This window comes from Gemmatimonadaceae bacterium (genome assembly GCA_036273715.1).
In the GTDB taxonomy this organism is placed as follows: domain Bacteria; phylum Gemmatimonadota; class Gemmatimonadetes; order Gemmatimonadales; family Gemmatimonadaceae; genus JADGGM01.
Window position 1 is genome coordinate 88,571 of record DASUHB010000011.1, and the last position, 19,061, is coordinate 107,631.

The following is a 19,061-nucleotide window of genomic DNA, read 5'->3' on the forward strand; positions in this document are numbered from 1 at the left end:
CGACTCACGCGGCTGCGGCCAGACGGTCGAGGAGCTCTCGCCCCGTGCGCGTGATGTCGCCGGCGCCGAGCGTGAGGACGACGTCGCCTGCGGCCACGTTCTGGGCGAGCGCGGCGGCGAGATCGGACCGCGCACCCTGCCATGCGAGCGCGCCGCCGGCCGCGCGCGCGGCGTCCGCAATCAGGTTCGCGCTCACGCCCGGGATGGGTTGCTCGCGCGCCGGATAGATGTCGGTGAGAAAGATCGCATCGGCGGTGGCTAACGCAGCGCCGAAGTCGGCGGCGAAGTCGCGCGTGCGGGTGAAGAGGTGCGGTTGAAACGCCGCCACGAGACGCCGGCCCGGGAAGGCGTGGCGCGCCGCGGCGAGGGTGGCGCGGATCTCGGTCGGGTGGTGGGCATAGTCGTCCACCACCGTCACCCCGCGCGCGTCGCCTAACCGTTGGAAGCGGCGTTCGACGCCGCCGAAGGCGGCAAGCCCGGGCGCCATGGCCGGCACGGTCGCGCCCACGGCGATTCCGGCGGCGAGCGCGGCGAGCGCATTCAACACGTTGTGGCGGCCCGGCACGCCCAGCGCCACTTCGCCTAACGAGCGGCCATCCGCGACCACCGTGAACGCCGAGCCATCGGCCGCGAGCCGCAGGTCTCGCACGGCGAGCTTTGCGTTAGGCGACGAGATGCCGTAACGCACCACCGCGGCGGCGCGCGGGACCTCGAGCGCGTCCGCACCCGGGTCGTCGGAGCAGAGCACGATCGTCGCGGCCCCGCGCACGAACGTCGCGAACGCGTGGCGAATGTCCGCGAGGTCGGCGTAGATGTCGAGGTGGTCGGCCTCGAGGTTCGTCACCACCGCCACCGTCGGTGCGAGCGCCAGAAATGAGCGATCGTATTCGTCGGCTTCCACCACGAACACCCGATCCCCGCCGAAGCGAAGATTCCCGCCCCACGACGGCACGCGTCCGCCGATCACACCTGTGGGTTCGAGGCCCGCCGACGCCAACGCTTCCGTGGTCATGACGCTCGTGGTCGTCTTGCCGTGCGTGCCGGCAACTGCAATGAGCTGCCCGCCGTCCGTGGACACCGCCTGCGCCAGCGCCTCGGCGCGGCGTATGACCGGCACGCCGATCGCGCGCGCCGCTTCCACTTCCGGATGCGATGGCCGAACGGCCGACGTGACGACGAGCGCGCGGATGCCCGCGACGTGCGATGGGTCGTGACCGGCCGCAACAGGGACGCCGAGTTGTGCGAGATCGGGCGCGCCGGCGGGATTTGCGTCACAGCCGGTGACTCGTGCGCCCCGCCGAACGAGCAGCTCGGCGAGAGCGCTCATACCGGCGCCGGCGGCGCCCATGAAATGGACTGGGCGGGGATCGGAAGGATCGATGAGGGACATCGACGAGCGGCAATCTAGGCCGCACCTGCCCGGCGCTCAAGTGCGACGATGCTTTAAATCAATGCCGGTAAGTCGCGGCCCCGGTGACAGTTTGGTTGTTGCCATGCGCGCCGCGCCGGCCGACTCCGCCCGTTGGCCCTGTCGAGCGCGGACCCGCCCAGGCTCCGTGACGATGACCGATGTGACCGTAACCCCGATGGCAATTTTGCGCTGTCCGCGCAACGCTGCGCCGTGGCGGGCGAACCATGCCCCCCGGCAGCCGGTAAGCGGGGAGCGCAGCCGCCACCGCCAAGCGTCCGCAAATCCATACGGGACAGAGGGCTAGCGAGCCGCTTGCGACGCTCGGGCGGCGGGAGGTGTCGCCGTCCGCAGGGCATGATTGATGACCCTGCCACCGGCATGCGACCAACTCCTGCCGATTCAGTCATCTTCCGGCGCCTCGAAACCGGTGCCGTTTTGTATGACAGCGCCGCCGAAGTGTACTACGGCCTCAACTATGTCGGGGCGACGATCTGGGAGCTGCTCGAATGCGCGGCGCCCCAATCGGACACATTCGTCGATCGCCTCCGCGCGACGTATCCCGATGCTGACGCGGCGCTGCTCCGCGCCGATTGTGATGCCCTCGTTGCATCGTTGGTCGGATACGGGCTGTTGGTCGAAAGGTCGGCGGCGTGACGGCCATTCTCGGCATCGCCGGCCCGCTCGCTCGTTCCACCGAACCCCGGGTCGCGCGGTCGATGCTCGGCGCGATGGCGCACCGCGGCGCCGACCGCGCCGCGTGGCGCGCCTCCGGTGGCGCACTGTTAGGCACGTCGCGGCACCCCTGGGAGATCGCTACCACCGGCGGTGACGGCGAGCTTCCGGCGTTGGACGGGGATGTCGTGGTTGTCGCCGACGCGACGCTCTACTACACGGCGGATTTGCAGCGCGCACTGCGCGCCCGCGGCGTTCGGGCGACGGGCGCCACGCCCTGCGAGCTGATTCTGGCCGCGTATCGCGCCTGGGGCGCGGATTGCGCGGCGTACCTCGAGGGCGACTTTGCTTTCGTGCTGTGGGATGCTGCAACGCAGACGCTCGTCGCGGCGCGGGACTTCGGCGCCAAGCGGCCGCTCCACTTCGCGCAGTTAGGCGGATCGATTCTGCTCGCCTCGACCATCGACGCCGTGCGCGCCCACCGTGCCTGCCCGTCGGTGCTCGACGCCGCCGTCGTTGCCGAGGAGGCCGGAGCGCTCTCGGGATCGAGCACGGACACCGTTTGGCGCGCCGTGAAGCGGATTCCGCCGGGGCACCACCTGGTGTGGCGCGCGAGCGACCCGCGTCATACCAGGCTCGAACCGCATTGGCAGCCGCCACAATTTCAGGATCGGGCGCGCGCATCCGATGGAGCCGACGAGCTCCTCGAGCTGCTGAGCGACGCGGTGGCTGAACGCATGGCCACCGGCGCGCCGACGGCGGTCGCACTCAGCGGTGGCTGGGATTCGCCGGCTGTCTTTGCCGCGGGTGCCCGGATCCTCGAGCGCGCGCCGGGACGCGGCTCGCTCCAGCCCATCTCGGTCAGCTTCCCGCCGGGCGACCCCGGCCGGGAAGATGAGCTCATCGAGTCCATCGTTAGGCACTGGAAGACGACCACGGCGTGGTTGGCCGCGGCCGACATCCCGGCACTGGGCGACATGGCCCACCGCGCCGCACTGCGCGAGGAGCCGTTCCCGCATCCATTCGAGCCGATGAACCGCGCCATCGCGCGCGCCGCCGTCGGGCGCGGCGCGAGCGTGCTGTTGGACGGCAACGGCGGCGATCAGCTGTTCGAGACGTCGAGCATCTATCTGGCCGATCTCGCACGGCGCGGCCGCTGGTCGGAGCTGGGCCGCGAATGGCGAGCCCGCGGCGCCGGCGCCCGGGCCCTGATTCGCGATGCGCTGCTACCGGCGCTGCCTAACGCCGTGCTCCGCGGCCTCGACCGGATGAGCGGAGGCCGGACCGCGCTCGGCGACCCGTTGTCGCGGCGGCCGCCGGGCTGGATGCGCGCCGACTTCATCCGGGCGCACGGCCTCGACGCGCGCGAACTCGAACGCGCACCGTCGCGCAGCGGCCGAAGCCTGGCCGCGACCGAATCGGCGTGGCAGCTCACGCGCCCCGTGCTCGGCCGTATGGCGTCGGCGCTGGCGTCGTTCACACTCGCCGAGGGCGCCGAGCACCGGTCGCCGCTCTACGACGGCCGGATCATCCGCTTCGCCGCGACGCGGCCCGTCGCGGAACGTCGCAGCGGCCGCGAGACGAAACGACTATTGCGCCGCGCGATGACCGGGCTTTTGCCTAACGAGATCCTGGCGCCGCGGCCGGCGCGCACCGGAGTTCCGATCGAATACCTGGTCACCGCGATCCGGGTCGTGCTCCCGCAGTGGCGGGAACGCGCCGGCCGCGAATCGATGCTCGCCGAGCTCGGGATCATCGACCCGGTGCAGTTAGGCGCGGCGTACGACCGGTGCCTCGGCGGCAGCGCCGCCTCCCACACCGTGGCGCTCTACCTGGCGCTCGAAACGGAGCTCTGGCTCCAGGCGCGCGCCCGCGGCGTGCGCGGAGACGATGGCAGTATCGATGCGGCCGCGAGGGCCGCCTCGCGAGCGGGTCACGAATGGCCCGACAACCTTGTCGCACGGGAGGAGATGGATGTACGAGACTCCGAAGGTGGAGCGGTTCGGCACTCTGCGTGAATTGACGCAGGGCAAGTCCGACCCCGGTTTCGACCTGGCCGCCGGTCTGGGCCAGGACAACGTGGAGCCTGGCTGCACTGCGCACGCCGCACCGGGCTCGGCAGCCGCTTGTATCAGCGGCCGGTCGTGAGGCACGACGCCGGGAGACTCGGACCAGTGAGTCTTCCCGCCGTCGGGCGCGTGCCATGAACCTGTTTTCGATTTACGGTGGCTGTCTTCAGTCGGACATCCCGTTTCCCGGCCTCTCTGCGGGAAGCGGGTGCCCGACGTGGCGGCTCGTGCGCATGGATGGCGATGCGCCGAGCGTCACGCTCTCCCCGTTAGGCGAAGACCACGTCGACGCGGGCGTGTCGGTACGCTTGTCGCGGCACGCGCGCGGTCTTCGACTCACCTACGACGATACCGGGTCGTTTGACCTGGAGGCCGGCGGTGCGCGCATCGCATGGTATCCAGGCGCCGCGGCAGCCCTCGAGGCGGCACGGCTCGACGTGCTCGGCCGCGTATTGCCGGTGGCCCTGCACGAGGCGGGCATGCTGTGCCTGCACGGCAGCGCCGTCGAGATCCATGGGTCGGCGGTTGCCTTCGTCGCCCCCAAGTTCCACGGAAAGTCGACGCTGGCGCGTGCGGTGGCCACTGCCGGCGGACGGGTGATGAGCGACGACGTCGTTGCCGTAGACCCGGGGCCGTTGCCGCTCGTTAGGCCGGGGGTCGCGAGCGTGCGCCTCTGGCGCGACGCGGCCGAGCACGTGGGTGATGTCTCGTGTACCGCGGCAGATGCGTATGGGAAATACATCGTGCGCGACGCGGCGCACGCGACCTCGCACGAGACGCCGGCTCGACTCGACGCGATCTACCTGTTGACGCCCGTCACGGCCGGGGCCGACCACGCGGCATCACGCCGTCTCCTCGATCCGCTGAGCGCCACGATGGCGCTGCTTCCGCACAACCGCCTTGCGCCGCTGCTCGGTGGCGCGGAGGCCGCCGTGGTCCTCGATCGCGTCACCCGCCTGCTGCGGCACACGCCGGTCTATGCGCTGAGCGTCGTACGCGACTTCGATCGGCTCGACGATGCGGCGTGCGCGATCCGTGACTGGCACGGCTCCTCTGCCACGCTGGCCCGGCACACGGCATGACGGCGCTCGCCGCTCCGCTCGCCGCGCGCCCGTCGCTCGCGCCGACGCCGATCGTTCGCCTAACGCCGGACGCGGTGGTGCAGGTGCACGGGCTCACCAAACGCTTTGCGATCCGCCGCGGCTGGATCGAGACGCCGCTGCGCCGGCGCGCGGGCGCGTACGCGACGGCGCTCGACGAGGTGACGCTCGATGTGCGGCGGGGCGAGCTGTTCGGGCTGCTCGGGCCTAACGGAGCCGGCAAGACGACGCTGTTCAAGGTGCTCTCGACGCTCATCACGCCGGATGCCGGCGACGTCGTCATCGACGGCTGCCACGTCGTACGCGACGCGGCTCGCGTCCGCCGCCTGCTGGCACCGGCGATCCCTGAGGAACGGAGCTTGAGCTGGCGCCTGACCGCCCGGCAGAATCTCGATGTGTTCGCCTCGCTCCACGGGCTCACCGGCGCCGCAGCGCGCCGCGCGGTCGATGAAGTGCTCGCCGCGACCGAGCTGACGGACACCGGCACCAAGATGGTGGGCCAATTTTCCTCGGGCATGCGCCAGCGCCTGCTCATTGCGCGCGCGCTGCTCGGCCGGCCGTCCATTCTGCTGCTGGATGAGCCGACGCGCAGCCTGGATCCGATCTCCGCGCGACGCTTCCGCACGTTCCTGCGCGACGAGATCGTGCGCCGTCGTGGATGCACGGTGCTGCTCGCGACGCACCGGGCCGAGGAGGCGCTCGAGCTGTGCGACCGCGTGGCGGTGCTCGATCGCGGCCGCATCTCGGCTGTCGGCGCGCCCGATGTGCTCATGCGGGACATCGCCGGCGCGCGCTACCAGCTCCGCGTTCAGGACGCCGACCGCGGGGCGACGTGCGAGCTCGCGCGGAGGTCGCGCGACTCCGTACACATCATCGCGTACGACGCGCCGGACGCCGAGGGGTGGGTGGCGGTCCATCTGCAGGTCGCCGGCGGCTCCGCGGCAGCGGCGGCGTTCCTCGGTGCGTTAGGCGAAGGCGGGATCGCGGTCGCGTCGTTCGAGCGCGTGACGCTCGCGCTGGATGAACTCCTCGACCGTGTCGTGGCCCGCAGCGCCGGCGGGGTGCGCCGTGGATAGAATCCGCGCGCTGCTCAGGGCGAACTGGCAAGTCGGTTCGAGCTATCGCCTCGACATGGCGGCCTCGCTCGCGGGCCTGGTCGTCACGGTCGTCCCCGTCTACTTCGTCGCGCACGCGCTGCAGCCCATGATGGCGGCATCGATCTCGGCGCAGGGCGGCCAGTACTTCGGTTTCGTGCTGGTCGGCATGATCGCGTTCACGTTTCTGGGCGTGGCCGTGAGCGCGCTCCCCAAGGTCATTGGCGCCGGCATCGCGTCCGGCACGCTGGAGGCGTATCTGGCGACGCCGGCGCCGCTGCCCACCATTCTCGCCGGCCTCGTGTCCTACGAGCTGCTCTGGTCGGTGGCGCGCGCGTTCCTGGTGCTGGGCGCGGGGGCGGCGTTAGGCGCGCACGTCGCCTGGGACCGGTCGCTCCTCGCGTTGGGCGTGCTCGCGCTCATCGTGCTCGCACACCTGCCGTTCGGCATCTTCGCCGCGGCGCTCGTGTTGTGGTTCCGCACGACCGGCCCCCTGCCCAAGGGAATCCTCGCCGCATCGGGGCTCCTCGGCGGCGTCTATTATCCCACACAGGTGATTCCGGCGTGGCTGCACACGGTCTCGGCCGGACTGCCGCTCACGTACGGATTGCGCTCGCTGCGGCGCGTCTTGCTGGACGGCGCCTCGTTGGGCGCCGTCGCCGGCGATCTCGGTGTGCTGGCGGCATTCGCAGCGGTGTTGCTCGCGGCAAGCTTGTGGGTGTTCGCCCGCGCGCTCGGGGACGCCAGACGGGCCGGGACGCTGGCGCAGTACTGACCCGCACGCCTCACTGCCGGCCCGATGAACGCCGGCGTCCGGGCACTGGCCGCGTTGCCGACAATGCCGGTTCGTGCTAACTCTGTTGGTACAACCCACACGAGGCGTCCATGGCCCTGTCGCGTCAGTCAGGTTTGACCCGTTCGATCATCGCGCTCGGCGCGCTCCTCACGCTCATGGCATGTGGCGGGTCGTCGTCGCCCACGGCGCCGACACCTATCCTGCAACTGCCGCGCGCGCTCACCGTCAACGAGCAGCAGCTCATCGCGCAGTCCAACGGGTTCGCGTTCGCGCTGTTCCAGCAAGTGGCGGGCGAGGCGCCCGACTCCAACCTGTTCCTCTCCCCGCTCAGCGCGTCGATGGCGCTCGGCATGACGATGAACGGCGCCGAAGGCAGCACGCTCGACGCGATGCGATCGACGTTAGGCTTCTCGTCGATGTCCGTGTCCGACGCCGACACGGCGTATCAGAGCCTGATCTCGCTGCTGCGTGCGCTGGACCCGCACGTCGACTTCCAGATCGCCAACGCCATCTGGTATCGCCAGGGATTCAACGTCGAGGCGAACTTCCTGCAAACGGACAAGCAGTACTTCGACGCGACCGTGCAAGGACTGGACTTCGACAGTCCGTCGGCGGCCAAGACGATCAACGCGTGGGTGTCGACCAGCACGAAGGGCAAGATCGACGAGATCGTCGACGGCGTCATCGATCCAGGCACCATGATGTTCCTGACGAACGGGATGTACTTCAAGGGCGCCTGGCAGTACGACTTCGACGCAGGCAAGACGAGCAGCCAGCCGTTCCGCATGGCGGACGGGTCCTCGGCATCGGTGCCGATGATGGACCTCCCGACGGTCTCGGTGCGGTTCGCCGCGACGCCGGGCTACCAGGCGGTGGAGCTGCCCTACGGCGGCGGCGCGTACGTGATGGACGTGGTGTTGCCTAACGCTGGCACATCCCTCGACGCGGTGGTGGCCGAGCTCGCCGGCGGCGGGTGGCCCGCGCTGCTCGCGGATATGGGCAACGGCACGGGCGAGGTCGAGGTCCCGCGGTTCACCTTGACGTGGGGCGCGAGCCTCACCCAGCCGCTGACTGCGTTAGGCATGGGGATCGCCTTCGGCGACGATGCCGACTTCACCGGCATCGCCCCGGACACGGGCCTCACCATCACGAACGTCCGGCAACAAACATTCGTCGAGGTCAACGAACAAGGCACGACAGCCGCGGCCGCCACGAGCGTCGCCGTCGGCGTCAACTCGGCTGTGACTCCATTTGTCTTTCGGGCCGACCACCCGTTCCTGTTCGTGATCCGCGAGCGGCTGTCCGGGGCGATCCTGTTCATGGGAGAGTTGCAGCAGCCTGCGCCGTAGTCGACTGCCTCCGGGTCGATCGACGTACGAGGCAAGGCCGCCGACGCGCGCTCGGGAGCGAGTCCGGGCGCGCGTCAGCCTTGTCCACTCTCATACAAGCGGGCTCAGCAGAGGCACGCCGGACAGCACGTCAACAACACGTTTTGTGATTTCGCAAGCACGTTTTGTGATCGAAGTGCACTTTAGGGACATCTCGGTTGCGCGCGTCGTGCGACGAGCGAGGGGCGTCCGGATCGGCAATCCGCACCGGGCAAGGCCGGCGGATGCCTGAGCGAGGAGGCGGGTGTCGGGCATCTACGCTCATAGGGACGCGGACACAGCACGGGCACAACGGACACGGCACGGATCGCGCGGCTGCACGGACCAACGCACGTGTGTGGGGACTCTTTGTTCTCCCGCAGCAAGCGCCATCTGTTGCAGCAGAACAATCCGTGCAGTGCCCGTTGTGCCCGTGCTGTGTCCGCGTCTTTATGAGCGTAGATGCCCGAAACGCGCCCTACCATTGACTCAGACGCGCTTCGTTAGTGGGCAACGATTGGCCTACCCGCGCGCTCGTTCGATGACACCGCTCCCGACACCACCCTTACACTCGGCCCATGCCGAGTGGACAGGCCAGACACCGGGAAGGTACACACCGCGATGGCGATCAGACGTCCCGTGTACACGATCGACGACCTCGGCCGGCTCCCCGACGACGGGAGACCTCGCGCCGTCTTGACGCTGGATCTTGCGGAGGTGTTCGCCGGATTCGACTGAAGAGCCACCTCACCGCTTGGCCCACGATGGTCGTCAGGCGGGCGGCAGCAGATTCGCGATGCGCCGCGCGATTTCCTGCGCCGCGTTCGGACGTCCCCGGCCTGCCGCGTGCGCGGCGATCAGCGCGAGTGCGGCAGCGTTCGCGGTTAGGCGTCTGACGTCGGCGTCGAGGCGCGGCGCCGAGAACTCGGATTGCGCCACGGCGATCGCCGCGCCGGCGTCGGCCACGACCCTGGCGTTTGCCGTCTGGTGGTCCGCCGCGGCCGTCGGCAACGGCACCAGGATCATCGGGATGCCCCACGCGCACAGCTCGGCGAGCGTGAGCGCGCCCGAGCGCGTCACGGCGAGATCCGTGGCGGCGTACGCGCGCTCGATGGGCGAGAGATACGGCACCACGCGCACGCGCTGCGCCTCCAGATGCGCGTATCGCTCGTACGAGGCGCGTCCGGTCGCCCAGATGAGATGCACGCCGTCGGGCAGACCGCGCGCGACCCACCCGGCGAGCGCATCGTTGATCGGACGCGCGCCCTGGCTGCCGCCGAACGCGAGCACCACGGCGCCGCCGGATTCCGGAAATCCCCATTCCCGCCGCGCCGCCGCCCGAGCCGGCCGCGGCTCGGGCGGCGGCGCGATCGGGTTCCCTGTTTCGCCTAACCACGTCGTCGGCCGCACGCGAAGGCGTGCGGCCGCCTCGCCGTAGCCCAGGTACACCTCGCGCGCCCGGCGGGCAAAGAAGCGCGTCGTCATGCCCGGATAGCTGTTCTGTTCCTGGAGCACCAGCGGAACGCCCGCGCGAACCGCCCACGCCAGCGCGGCGCCGGAGGCGTAGCCGCCCGTGCCCACGACCAGCGCCGGCCGATCCTCGCGCGCGATCCCGCCTAACGATCGCCACGCGCTCGCCAGCCCCGCCGCCGTGCGCCAGCTCCGCCACGGCCGCGATCGATACAACGGATGCAGATCGAGCAGCCGGTAGGCGAAGCCGGTCGACGGCAGCACCTCGCGCTCGATGCCGCGCTCGGCCCCGACGAAGTACGGCGCCACGTCGGGGCGCTCTCGGACGAGCGCCCGGGCGATCGCCAGCCCCGGATAGAGATGCCCGCCGGTTCCTCCGCCGGCGAACAGCACCCTCACGCCGCTGTGACTCCGAGCGGATCCGTCGCGTGCGCTCCCAGCACGCGCTCGTTGACGCTCCCGACGTTCACCAGGATGCCCGTCATGAGAATCGACAGCACCAGATTCGTCCGCCCGTACGAGATGAACGGAAGCGTCAGACCCGTGGTCGGCAGCAGCCCGATCACCACGCCGATGTGCAGGAACGCCGTGCTCACCGTGTTGAACACGATGCCGATCGCCAACAATTGCTGGAACTGGCTTCGCGCCTGCTTCGCGATACGGAAGCCCAACCACCCATAGATCGCGAACGCCAGCGTCACACCCACGATGCCTAACCAGCCCCATTCCTCGCCGATATTGCTCGCAATGAAATCGTTGTACGGGAACGGCACGAAGCCAAGCTGCTGACGGCCCTGGCCGAATCCCACGCCCCACAGCCCGCCCGAGCCGACGGCGATGAGCGACTGCTTGAGCTGATAGCCCACCACCTCCGGCGCATGCCCGGGATTGAAGAACGACGTCATGCGCAGCAGCGCGTACTGCACCTTCTCGAGCTCGTGCCAGAACAGCGGGATGGCGATCACGCACAGCAGCACCACGTGTCCGATGCGCACACCGCCCGCGAACAGGATGACGCCCATGATCAGGGTGAAGGTCATGGCCATCGAGAGATCCGGCTCGAGCAGCACCAGCAGATTGAGGACGGCAAGGACGAGGAGGAACGGCAACAATCCTTTGGTCAGCCGGCGCATCAAGTCGCCCTTCTTCACCACCAGCATCGCCGTCCAGACGATCACCGCCATCTTCGCCAGCTCCGACGACTGAAACGCGAATCCGACGTTGACCCACCGCCGCGACCCGTTGATGCGGGGCGCGATCGCGCCGGTGAAGGGCAGCACCGGAATAAGTAACATTACAATACTAAATCCCATGATCGGCCACGCCCACTCGCGCCAGCGCTCCGCATCCATCTTCGCGGCGACCGCGAACAGCACGATACCGATACCGATGCCGCCCAGTTGCCTGAGGAGGAAGAACGTGCTGCCGTGGCCATCTCGCTCCGCCACGAGCGCGCTCGCGCTGTAGAGCACCGCCACGCCGAAGGCGAGCAGCGCGGCAGTCACGATCACGAGTGCCCGCGCATCGACGCCCATGCGCCATCGCCGGCGGCCGCCCTGCACCGCCAAGCTCTTCGATGCGCGCGCGCCCGCGGCCACGGCCGCGTTCGCTCCCGACGTGCGCGACTTCACGAGCCCGACCCCTGCATCGCCAGCTTGCGAAACGTCGCGCCGCGTTCCGTGTAATTCGCGAACATGTCGTAGCTCGAGCAGGCCGGCGAGAGCAGCACCACGTCGCCCGGCTGCGCCAGCGATCTCGCTTTCGCCATGACGGCCTCGAAATCGGACCCCAGCTGAAAGAGCGGTACCACGCCCTCCAGATCCTTGGCGACGATCGGGCCGGCTTCTCCGTAGGCAATCACGGCGCGCCCGATGCGCCGGAGGGGCTCGGCGAGCGCGGTGTACGGCTCGCCTTTGTGCCTGCCGCCTAACAGAAGAACCGTGGGCCGGGTCATGCCCTCGATCGCGACCAGCGTCGAGCTCACGTTGGTTGCCTTCGAGTCGTTGATCCAGAGGACGCCGCCCAGCTCGCCGACGCTCTCCAGCCGGTGCGACAGCGCGCGGAAGGACTGGAGGCCGGCGGCGATCTGCGCCCGCGACGCAGGCAACGTGTGCAACGGATCGGCCGCCATCACCGCCAGCGATGCCGCGAGGGCGTTGGCCACGTTGTGGTCGCCGAAGAGCCCCAGCTTGCGGCGCGCGAGCAAAGGCAGGCCCATCACCACCAAATCATCAGACATCCGATCATAGTATGCCTCCGCTCGATGCTTGAGGCTGAAGTCGAGTGCGCCGCGCAGCGGCCAGGCCGCTCCCGTCGGCGCCGCAGCAGCCGGATGGGCCGCCGCCACCGACTGCACCATGCGCGCGGTCTCGCGGTCGTCCGCGTTCAGCACCCACTTGGATGACGCCGACGCGCTCGCGAACAGCAGCGCCTTGTCGGCGTAGTACGCGTCGACGGACGGATAGCGGTCGAGGTGGTCGGGGCTCAGGTTCGTGAGCACCCCGACCGTCGGTGCGATGCTGGGCGTGTCGTGCAATTGAAACGACGACACCTCGAGCGACACCCACGCCGGCGGCGTGGCCGCGAGCGCGATCTCGGTGAGCGGAGTTCCGATGTTGCCCGCGTCGACGGCCGTGAGGCCGAGCGCGCGAAGCAGGTGGCCGACCATCGCCGTGGTGGTCGTCTTGCCGTTGGTGCCGGTGATCGCGATGTAGCGGGTGTGCTCCGGGAGGTAGCGCAGGCCGATCTCGATCTCGCTCACCACCGGCACGCCGGCCGACCGCGCCCGCGCGAGCGGCGCGGCGTCGGGCGGCACACCGGGACTGGCGACCACGACCGCCGCGCGCGCAACGCGCCCGAGGTCGTGGCCGCCGGTCTGCACCGACGCGCCTAACCGGCCCAGTGCCGCCGCCGCCCGTTGGGCGGCGTCGGAGGAAGATGCGTCGGACGCATACACGCGCAGCCCGTCCCGCGCCAGCAGCTCGGCGGCCGCGCGGCCGCTCGCGCCCAGGCCGATGACGGCGATCTCGCCCTGACGCCAGGCGCGCGGAATCATCGGATTTTGAGCGTGGTCAGCGCGACGAACGCGCAGAAGATGCCGAGGATCCAGAACCGCACCACCACCTGCGTTTCGGTCCAGCCGGAGAGCTCGAAGTGGTGATGCAGCGGCGCTCGTCGAAAAACGCGATGCGCCTTTGCGTACTCGAGTCCGTACTTCCGCCGCCGGTGCTTGAACACCGATCGCTGTACGATCACCGACGCCGTCTCGGCCACGAACACGCCGCCGATGAGGAGCAGCAGGAATTCGCTCTTGAGCAGGATGGCGATCGCGCCTAACGCTCCGCCCAACGCCAGCGAGCCCGTGTCCCCCATGAACACCTCGGCCGGGTGCGTGTTGTACCACAGGAAGCCGATCAACGCGCCGAACAGCGTCGAGCAGAACACCGTGAGCTCGCCCGCGCCGCGCAGATAGAAGATGCGAAGGTATTCGCTCGTATCGATACGCCCGATGATGTACGCGAAGATCGCGAACGTGGCCGCGGCGATGGCGGTGAGTCCGGTCGCCAGGCCGTCCAGACCGTCGGTGAGATTCACCGCGTTGCTCGCTCCGGTGAGCACGAACGCGACCCACGGCACGTACAGCCACGCCAGGCCGGCGGTGAGCGGCAGAAGCAGGACATACTTGTAGAACGGCAGCGTGGTGGATGCGCCCGGCAGCGTCGACAAGGGCGCCTTCCACAGCCACAGGCCTAACCCGACGCCGATCACGATCTGTCCCGCGAGCTTGTATCGCTCCACGAGGCCGACGTTGGCCTGTCCCTCCCGCTTCTGCTTGAGCTTGAGGTAGTCATCCAGGAAACCGATCCCGCCCATCCACACGGTGACAATGAGGGCGATCCACACGTAGCGGTTGTCGAGGCGCGCCCAGAGCAGCGTCGGCACCACCGCGCCGATGATCACGATCAGGCCGCCCATCGTCGGCGTGTTGCCCTTGCCCTGATGCGTCTCGGGCGTTCCCTGTCTGATCACCTGGCGCACCTTCATCGCACGCAGCCGCACGATGATCGGCTTGCCGATGAGAATCGCGATGACGAATCCCGTGAGCGCCGCGCCGACCGAGCGAAAGCTGATGTAGGTGAAGAGATTGAACACGCCGCACACGCGGCACGAGTTCACGTACTGAGTGAGAAAATGATAGAGCACTATCGCGTCGCCCAAGCGGTGAGAAGCGGGACGAGTCGCTCGAGGCGCACGCCGCGCGAGGCCTTGAGCAGTATGATGGCATCGCGCGCGAGGCGCGCCTCGAGACGCGGCCAGAGCGCGTCGAGATCTTCGGCGAGCACGAGTCGGGGGTCGGCAGGGGCGGCGGCCTGCAGCGCCGCCGCCATCTCGCCGACCGCCGCAATCACCTCCACGGAGGTGGCGAGCGCGTCGCGCGCGATCTCGCCGTGGAGCCGCGCGGCGTGGGAGCCGAGCTCGCGCATCGTGCCCAGCACCGCCACGCGCTGCCGACCGCCGGTGAGCCCGCCCAACACGTCGAGCGCCGCACGCATCGACGCCGGGCTCGCGTTGTACGCGTCGTTGATCAGCGTCGCCGCGCCTAACGATTCCCACGCCATGCGCATCGGCGGGATCACGGCGCCCTCGATGCCGCGCGCCGCGTCGGCAGCGGGGATGCCGCATTCGCGGGCGACGGCGATCGCGAGCATCGCGTTGCGCAGGTTGTGCGCGCCCGGCACCGGCGGTCTGACGGTCACGCCGTCCACCTCCAGCCATCCGCGTCCGTCCGGTGCGGCGCCCCACCGGGCGGCGCACACGTCGCCCTCGCCGAGCCCCGCCGTCACCAGGCGCCGGACGCGTCCGCGCGCCGCCGACACGAGCTCCGGCTGCGCGGCCGGCACGACGCCGATCTGCGCACCGTCGAGCGCGATCGACTCCTCGCGCATCACCCCCTCGATGCTCCCCAATCCCTCGAGATGTTCTTCCGCGATGCACGTGATGACCGTGATCGTCGGCTCGGCGATCGCGCGCAGGCGCGCCATTTCGCCCGGCACGTTCATGCCCAACTCCACGACCACCGCGTCCGCGGCATCGGGAAGGGCGAGCAGCGTCAACGGCACGCCGACGAGGTTGTTCAAGTTGCCCGCCGTCGCGTGCACCTCGAGCCGGCTCGCCAGCGCCGCACGCGCGAGCTCTTTCGTCGTCGTCTTGCCGTTGGAGCCCGCGATCGCAATGACCGGCCCGTTGGGTCCCCATGCGCGGCGCCGGTAGCTGGCCAGCGCGCCTAACGCAATCAGCGTGTCCGTCACCGGATAGACCGGGACGCCGAGCCCGGATGCCGCCTCCGGCCGCGCGACCACCACCCCCTGAGCGCCGCGCGCGACGGCGTCCCGCAAGAACTCGTGCGCATCGAAATGCTCGCCGGCGAGCGCCACGAACAGCGCGCCGGGCGCGATGTCGCGCGTGTCGGTGCTGACCTCCGTGAAGCGCGACGACCCACGGGGCAGCGCGCCGCGCGCGCACGACGCGAGCGCCCGGGCCGCGCGATCGGGCGTCCAGAACGACTCCCCTCCCTCCCGCTCACGACCGAACGGCGCCGCGCCGGTATTGCTGAGCGATGACGCCCTGCCGTCCGTCACCGCATCCTGCCCGTGAGCTCCGCCACGACCACCTTTTCGTCGAAGGGATGTTTGACCGTGCCCCGAATCTGATACGTCTCGTGGCCTTTTCCTGCGAGCAGGATCACATCGTCGCGCGCATCGGCGCGCTCCAGCGCTTGCAGGATCGCGAGATCCCGCTCTTCGATGCGCTCGTGATTCGTTCGGCGCATCCCGCGCTCGATGTCGTCGAGGATCGCGTCGGGGTCTTCGGTGCGCGGGTTGTCACTGGTGATGATCACCCAATCCGCAGAACGCTCGGCGATGTTGCCCATCTGGGGACGCTTCCCGCGGTCCCGGTCGCCGCCGCATCCGAAGACGACGATCAGGCGCTTGCGGGTGAACGGCCGCACCGCCGCGATGGCGCGTTCGAGCGCGTCGGGGGTGTGCGCGTAATCGCGCAGCACGGTGGGATGCTCGTGGATGATCTCGAGCCGGCCCGGCACCTGCGGCACGGTGCGCAGCCGCGACGCGACCTCGGACAGCGATTGGCCAAGATCCCACGCGGCGACCGACGCTCCCAGGGCGTTGGCGACGTTGAAGTCGCCGATGAGCGGCAGGTGCAGCGCATGTCGCTGGGTGTTGGCGACGAGACGCCACTCGCTGCCGCGCGGCAGGTACCGCATCGACTCGGCGCGCACGGCGGCGCGGTCGGTGAGACCGAACGTGATCGTGCGCGGCGCACCGGACAATCGGGCCCACGCCGGATCATCGGCATTGACGATTGCGACGCCGCGCGGCGCGAGGTACGACACCAGGCGCGCCTTGGCATCGAAGTACGCCTCCATGGTGCCATGGTAGTCCAGATGGTCGCGCGTCAGGTTGGTGAAGATGGCGGACTCGAACGCGAGGCCGTCGATACGATGCTGGTCGAGGCTGTGCGACGACGCCTCCATGGCCACGGACCGCACACCGGCGCCCACGAGGGCGCGGAGCGTGCGTTGCAGCTCGACGGGTCCCGGCGTGGTGAGCGCGGCATCTCCGCCGTCGCCTAACGGAGTACCGGCGCTGCCCACGAGCACGCCCAACGTGCCGATGGATGCGCTCTTGCCGCCGTGTCCATCGAGCAGGTGGCGCAGGATGTGGACCGTGGTCGTCTTGCCGTTGGTGCCCGTCACCGCCACCATGCGGAGCGCCTCCGCCGGCGCATCGAACGCGGCCGATGCGGCGATGGCCGCCGCGCGCCGTCCGTCGCGCACGACGATCGCCGGGAGCTCGGTGCGGGATCGGTCTTCGACGATCGCCGCCGCGGCGCCCTTGGCCGCCGCCTGCGGCAGGAAGTCGTGTCCATCGCGCTCCGACCCTTTGACGGCAACGAACAACGATCCGGCCTGCACGTGGCGGCTGTCATCGCTCACATCGGTCAGCTGGGCCGGCAGCGCGCCGTGGGTGTCGGCGAGCACGCCGGCGGCGCGCAGGGCGGCCACGATACGGGCCGTGTCGAACGGCGTCATGGCGAGGTCACCAGCCGCACGACGGCGCCCGCGCCCGTGACGACGCCTGCGTTAGGCAAAGTGCTCTGCGCCGTGCCGGCGCCGCTCGCCTGCACGCGAAAACCGGCGTGGTGGAGCGCGTAGACGGCGGCGCGAATGGACAGGCCGTGCACATCCGGGACGGCGCGCGGCGGCAGCGTCCGTTGAGCGGCCGCGCGCGCCGGCAGCGTGACCACGATCGGCGGCGCCGGCGCGTCGTCCGTGTCCGGCGCCGCCGGGGCGCGCGCGACATCGCCGGTCGAGGCCACGGTGGTATCCTCGATTTTCGACAGCGTCTCGCTCGAGGCGAGCGCGTTCCGGTCGAGCGCCGCATCGCGCGACGCGATCGCCGCCTGCAACACGATCTTCGACACCGGCGCCGCGGCCTTCCCGCCGAAGATCGTCGACTTGGGATCGTCGAGCTTCACGATGATCACGTAGAGCGGCTTGTCGGCGGGAAACAATCCGACGAACGACGCCGTGTACCGGCCGGCGCTGTACCCGTGCTTGGTGGCGCCGCGGCGCGCCGTGCCGCTCTTGCCCGCCAAGGTGAACCGCGCCAGCTGCGCTTCGGTGCTCGTGCCGCCCTGCACCACGCCGACCATCATCTTGCGCACCGTGGCCGCGACCTGCGGCGACAACAAGTGCCTAACGACGCGCCGGTCGTGACGATACAACACGGTCCCGTCGCGCGCGCGGATCTCCTTGATCAACGCCGGCTCCAACAGATCGCCGCCGTTCGCAATCGCGCCGTACGCCGCCGCCAGCTGCAACGGCGTCACCGCGACCTCGTATCCGATCGCCATCGACGCCGGCGACTGCCTGGACCACTCGGACGGCGGATACAGAATCCCCGACGCCTCGCCCGGATACGGCACGCCGGTCGGCATGCCGAAGCCGTAGTCGCGCAGCGTCTCGAACTCCTGCCGCGGCGTTAGGCGCGAGACGAACTTCACCATGGCGATGTTGCTCGAGTACTCGATCGCCTGGGCCAGGGTCAGCTGCGGCTTCGGTTCTTCGTCGTGGATGGTGCGGCCTTCGATCGTGTACACGCCGTTCTCGGTATTCACCGTGTCCGTCGGGTGCGCCAGGCCGCGCTGCAACAGCATCGCGGCGAACAACGGCTTCACCGTCGAGCCCGGCTCGAACGGCTCGCTCAACGCCGGGTTGCCGAACGTCGGCTGCCCGACGCGCTGACTCGCCATCGCGCGGATCTCCCCGTCCTGCGGATCGAGAATCACGATGTCGCCGCCCGTCGCGCCCATCTTGGCGATCGCATCGGAGAGCGCGCGCACCGAGATCTCCTGCAGCTCCTGATTGATCGTGAGCTGCACGGCGTCGCCCGGCTCGGGCGCCACATCGCTGTCGGCCGGGGAATCGAATCGCCGCCCGCGCGCGTCGCGCGCGGTCACCGCGTGTCCATCGGTGCCGCGCAGCAAGGAATCGAGCGTGAGCTCGAGGCCGCCGCGCGCGGTGCCGGTGTCGTCCACCCACCCGACGATGCGCCGCGTCGCTTCGCGCGGCGTGTACACGCGGTCCACCGTTGGGCGCGTGTACACGCCGCGCATCGCCGCCAGGTCCGCGGCGCGCGCCGGCGAATACGTCCCCGGCAGATCCACCCAGGCACGCCGCGCATCCGTCGCGCGCGACACGAATTCCCCCGGCACGCCCAGGCTGGTCAGGACGCGCCCCACCGCGCGCCGATCCTTGATCTCGCGCGGCGAGAGGCTGAGCCGCAGCATCGCCCGGCTCATGGCTAACGGAGCACCGCTCACATCGTAAATCGCGCCGCGAGATGCGGGAATCTCCGTGGATGCGAAATGCTGCCGCGCCGCCTTCTGCGTCCACTGCTTGGACTGGAACAGCTGCACCTGCGCCGCGCGCACGACGATCGCTCCGGCGAACAACACCAGCGACAGGTGAATGAGAGTGATACGGCTCTGGCGAAGCACG

14 protein-coding genes are annotated in these 19,061 nt (G+C 69.8%); 6 read left to right on the plus strand and 8 right to left on the minus strand.

Annotated elements, in window-relative coordinates; genetic code table 11:
• Window positions 1-4 precede the first annotated feature (4 nt).
• Window positions 5-1,390, minus strand: coding sequence for a UDP-N-acetylmuramate--L-alanine ligase (gene murC / locus VFW04_01560; protein HEX5177990.1), 1,386 nt, complete (start codon window positions 1,388-1,390; stop codon window positions 5-7).
• A 399-nt stretch (window positions 1,391-1,789) separates the two neighbouring features.
• On the opposite strand from murC, the gene VFW04_01565 reads away from it, so the two are divergent.
• From VFW04_01565 to VFW04_01590, 6 genes are all read left to right on the plus strand, one after another.
• A complete protein-coding gene (locus VFW04_01565; GenBank protein HEX5177991.1) occupies window positions 1,790-2,065 on the plus strand; it encodes a PqqD family protein in 276 nt (91 codons plus the stop codon).
• A complete protein-coding gene (locus tag VFW04_01570; protein HEX5177992.1) occupies window positions 2,062-4,101 on the plus strand; it encodes an asparagine synthase-related protein in 2,040 nt (679 codons plus the stop codon). The genes VFW04_01565 and VFW04_01570 overlap by 4 nt, the downstream gene beginning before the upstream one ends.
• A 185-nt stretch (window positions 4,102-4,286) precedes the next feature.
• Window positions 4,287-5,234 (plus strand): hypothetical protein, encoded by a 948-nt coding sequence (locus VFW04_01575; protein ID HEX5177993.1) that lies wholly within the window; start codon window positions 4,287-4,289, stop codon window positions 5,232-5,234.
• Window positions 5,231-6,328, plus strand: coding sequence for an ABC transporter ATP-binding protein (locus VFW04_01580; protein HEX5177994.1), 1,098 nt, complete (start codon window positions 5,231-5,233; stop codon window positions 6,326-6,328). The genes VFW04_01575 and VFW04_01580 overlap by 4 nt, the downstream gene beginning before the upstream one ends.
• The gene (locus VFW04_01585; protein HEX5177995.1) at window positions 6,321-7,121 is read left to right on the plus strand and encodes an ABC transporter permease; all 801 of its coding nucleotides are present in this window, start codon (window positions 6,321-6,323) and stop codon (window positions 7,119-7,121) included. The genes VFW04_01580 and VFW04_01585 overlap by 8 nt, the downstream gene beginning before the upstream one ends.
• Before the next feature lie 110 nt (window positions 7,122-7,231).
• Window positions 7,232-8,491: a serpin family protein gene (locus VFW04_01590; GenBank protein HEX5177996.1), complete on the plus strand. Its 1,260-nt coding sequence runs from the start codon at window positions 7,232-7,234 to the stop codon at window positions 8,489-8,491.
• Window positions 8,492-9,280: 789 nt separating this feature from the next.
• Here the strand turns inward: VFW04_01590 and VFW04_01595 are convergent.
• The 7 genes from VFW04_01595 to VFW04_01625 are packed head-to-tail and all read right to left on the minus strand — an operon-like array spanning window position 9,281 to window position 19,060.
• Complete coding sequence (locus VFW04_01595) at window positions 9,281-10,378, minus strand: UDP-N-acetylglucosamine--N-acetylmuramyl-(pentapeptide) pyrophosphoryl-undecaprenol N-acetylglucosamine transferase (GenBank protein ID HEX5177997.1); 1,098 nt, start codon at window positions 10,376-10,378, stop codon at window positions 9,281-9,283.
• Window positions 10,375-11,610: a putative peptidoglycan glycosyltransferase FtsW gene (locus tag VFW04_01600; protein ID HEX5177998.1), complete on the minus strand. Its 1,236-nt coding sequence runs from the start codon at window positions 11,608-11,610 to the stop codon at window positions 10,375-10,377. The genes VFW04_01595 and VFW04_01600 overlap by 4 nt, the downstream gene beginning before the upstream one ends.
• The gene (murD, locus tag VFW04_01605) at window positions 11,607-13,034 is read right to left on the minus strand and encodes a UDP-N-acetylmuramoyl-L-alanine--D-glutamate ligase (protein ID HEX5177999.1); all 1,428 of its coding nucleotides are present in this window, start codon (window positions 13,032-13,034) and stop codon (window positions 11,607-11,609) included. Before murD ends, VFW04_01600 begins: the two co-directional genes overlap by 4 nt.
• Window positions 13,031-14,197, minus strand: a complete 1,167-nt coding sequence (mraY, locus tag VFW04_01610) for a phospho-N-acetylmuramoyl-pentapeptide-transferase (protein ID HEX5178000.1) — start codon at window positions 14,195-14,197, stop codon at window positions 13,031-13,033. Before mraY ends, murD begins: the two co-directional genes overlap by 4 nt.
• The gene (gene murF, locus VFW04_01615; protein HEX5178001.1) at window positions 14,182-15,618 is read right to left on the minus strand and encodes a UDP-N-acetylmuramoyl-tripeptide--D-alanyl-D-alanine ligase; all 1,437 of its coding nucleotides are present in this window, start codon (window positions 15,616-15,618) and stop codon (window positions 14,182-14,184) included. The genes mraY and murF overlap by 16 nt, the downstream gene beginning before the upstream one ends.
• Window positions 15,615-17,090, minus strand: coding sequence for a UDP-N-acetylmuramoyl-L-alanyl-D-glutamate--2,6-diaminopimelate ligase (locus tag VFW04_01620; GenBank protein HEX5178002.1), 1,476 nt, complete (start codon window positions 17,088-17,090; stop codon window positions 15,615-15,617). The genes murF and VFW04_01620 overlap by 4 nt, the downstream gene beginning before the upstream one ends.
• On the minus strand, window positions 17,087-19,060 hold the full coding sequence (locus tag VFW04_01625) for a penicillin-binding transpeptidase domain-containing protein (protein ID HEX5178003.1): 1,974 nt from the start codon (window positions 19,058-19,060) through the stop codon (window positions 17,087-17,089). The genes VFW04_01620 and VFW04_01625 overlap by 4 nt, the downstream gene beginning before the upstream one ends.
• Window position 19,061 lies beyond the last annotated feature (1 nt).

Coding starts and splice junctions, on each gene's coding strand:
- murC (HEX5177990.1), bottom strand. CDS start 1,390: ATGTCCCTCATCGATCCTTCCGATCCCCGCCCAGTCCATTTCATGGGC.
- VFW04_01565 (HEX5177991.1), top strand. CDS start 1,790: ATGCGACCAACTCCTGCCGATTCAGTCATCTTCCGGCGCCTCGAAACC.
- VFW04_01575 (HEX5177993.1), top strand. CDS start 4,287: ATGAACCTGTTTTCGATTTACGGTGGCTGTCTTCAGTCGGACATCCCG.
- VFW04_01580 (HEX5177994.1), top strand. CDS start 5,231: ATGACGGCGCTCGCCGCTCCGCTCGCCGCGCGCCCGTCGCTCGCGCCG.
- VFW04_01590 (HEX5177996.1), top strand. CDS start 7,232: ATGGCCCTGTCGCGTCAGTCAGGTTTGACCCGTTCGATCATCGCGCTC.
- murD (HEX5177999.1), bottom strand. CDS start 13,034: ATGATTCCGCGCGCCTGGCGTCAGGGCGAGATCGCCGTCATCGGCCTG.
- VFW04_01620 (HEX5178002.1), bottom strand. CDS start 17,090: ATGACGCCGTTCGACACGGCCCGTATCGTGGCCGCCCTGCGCGCCGCC.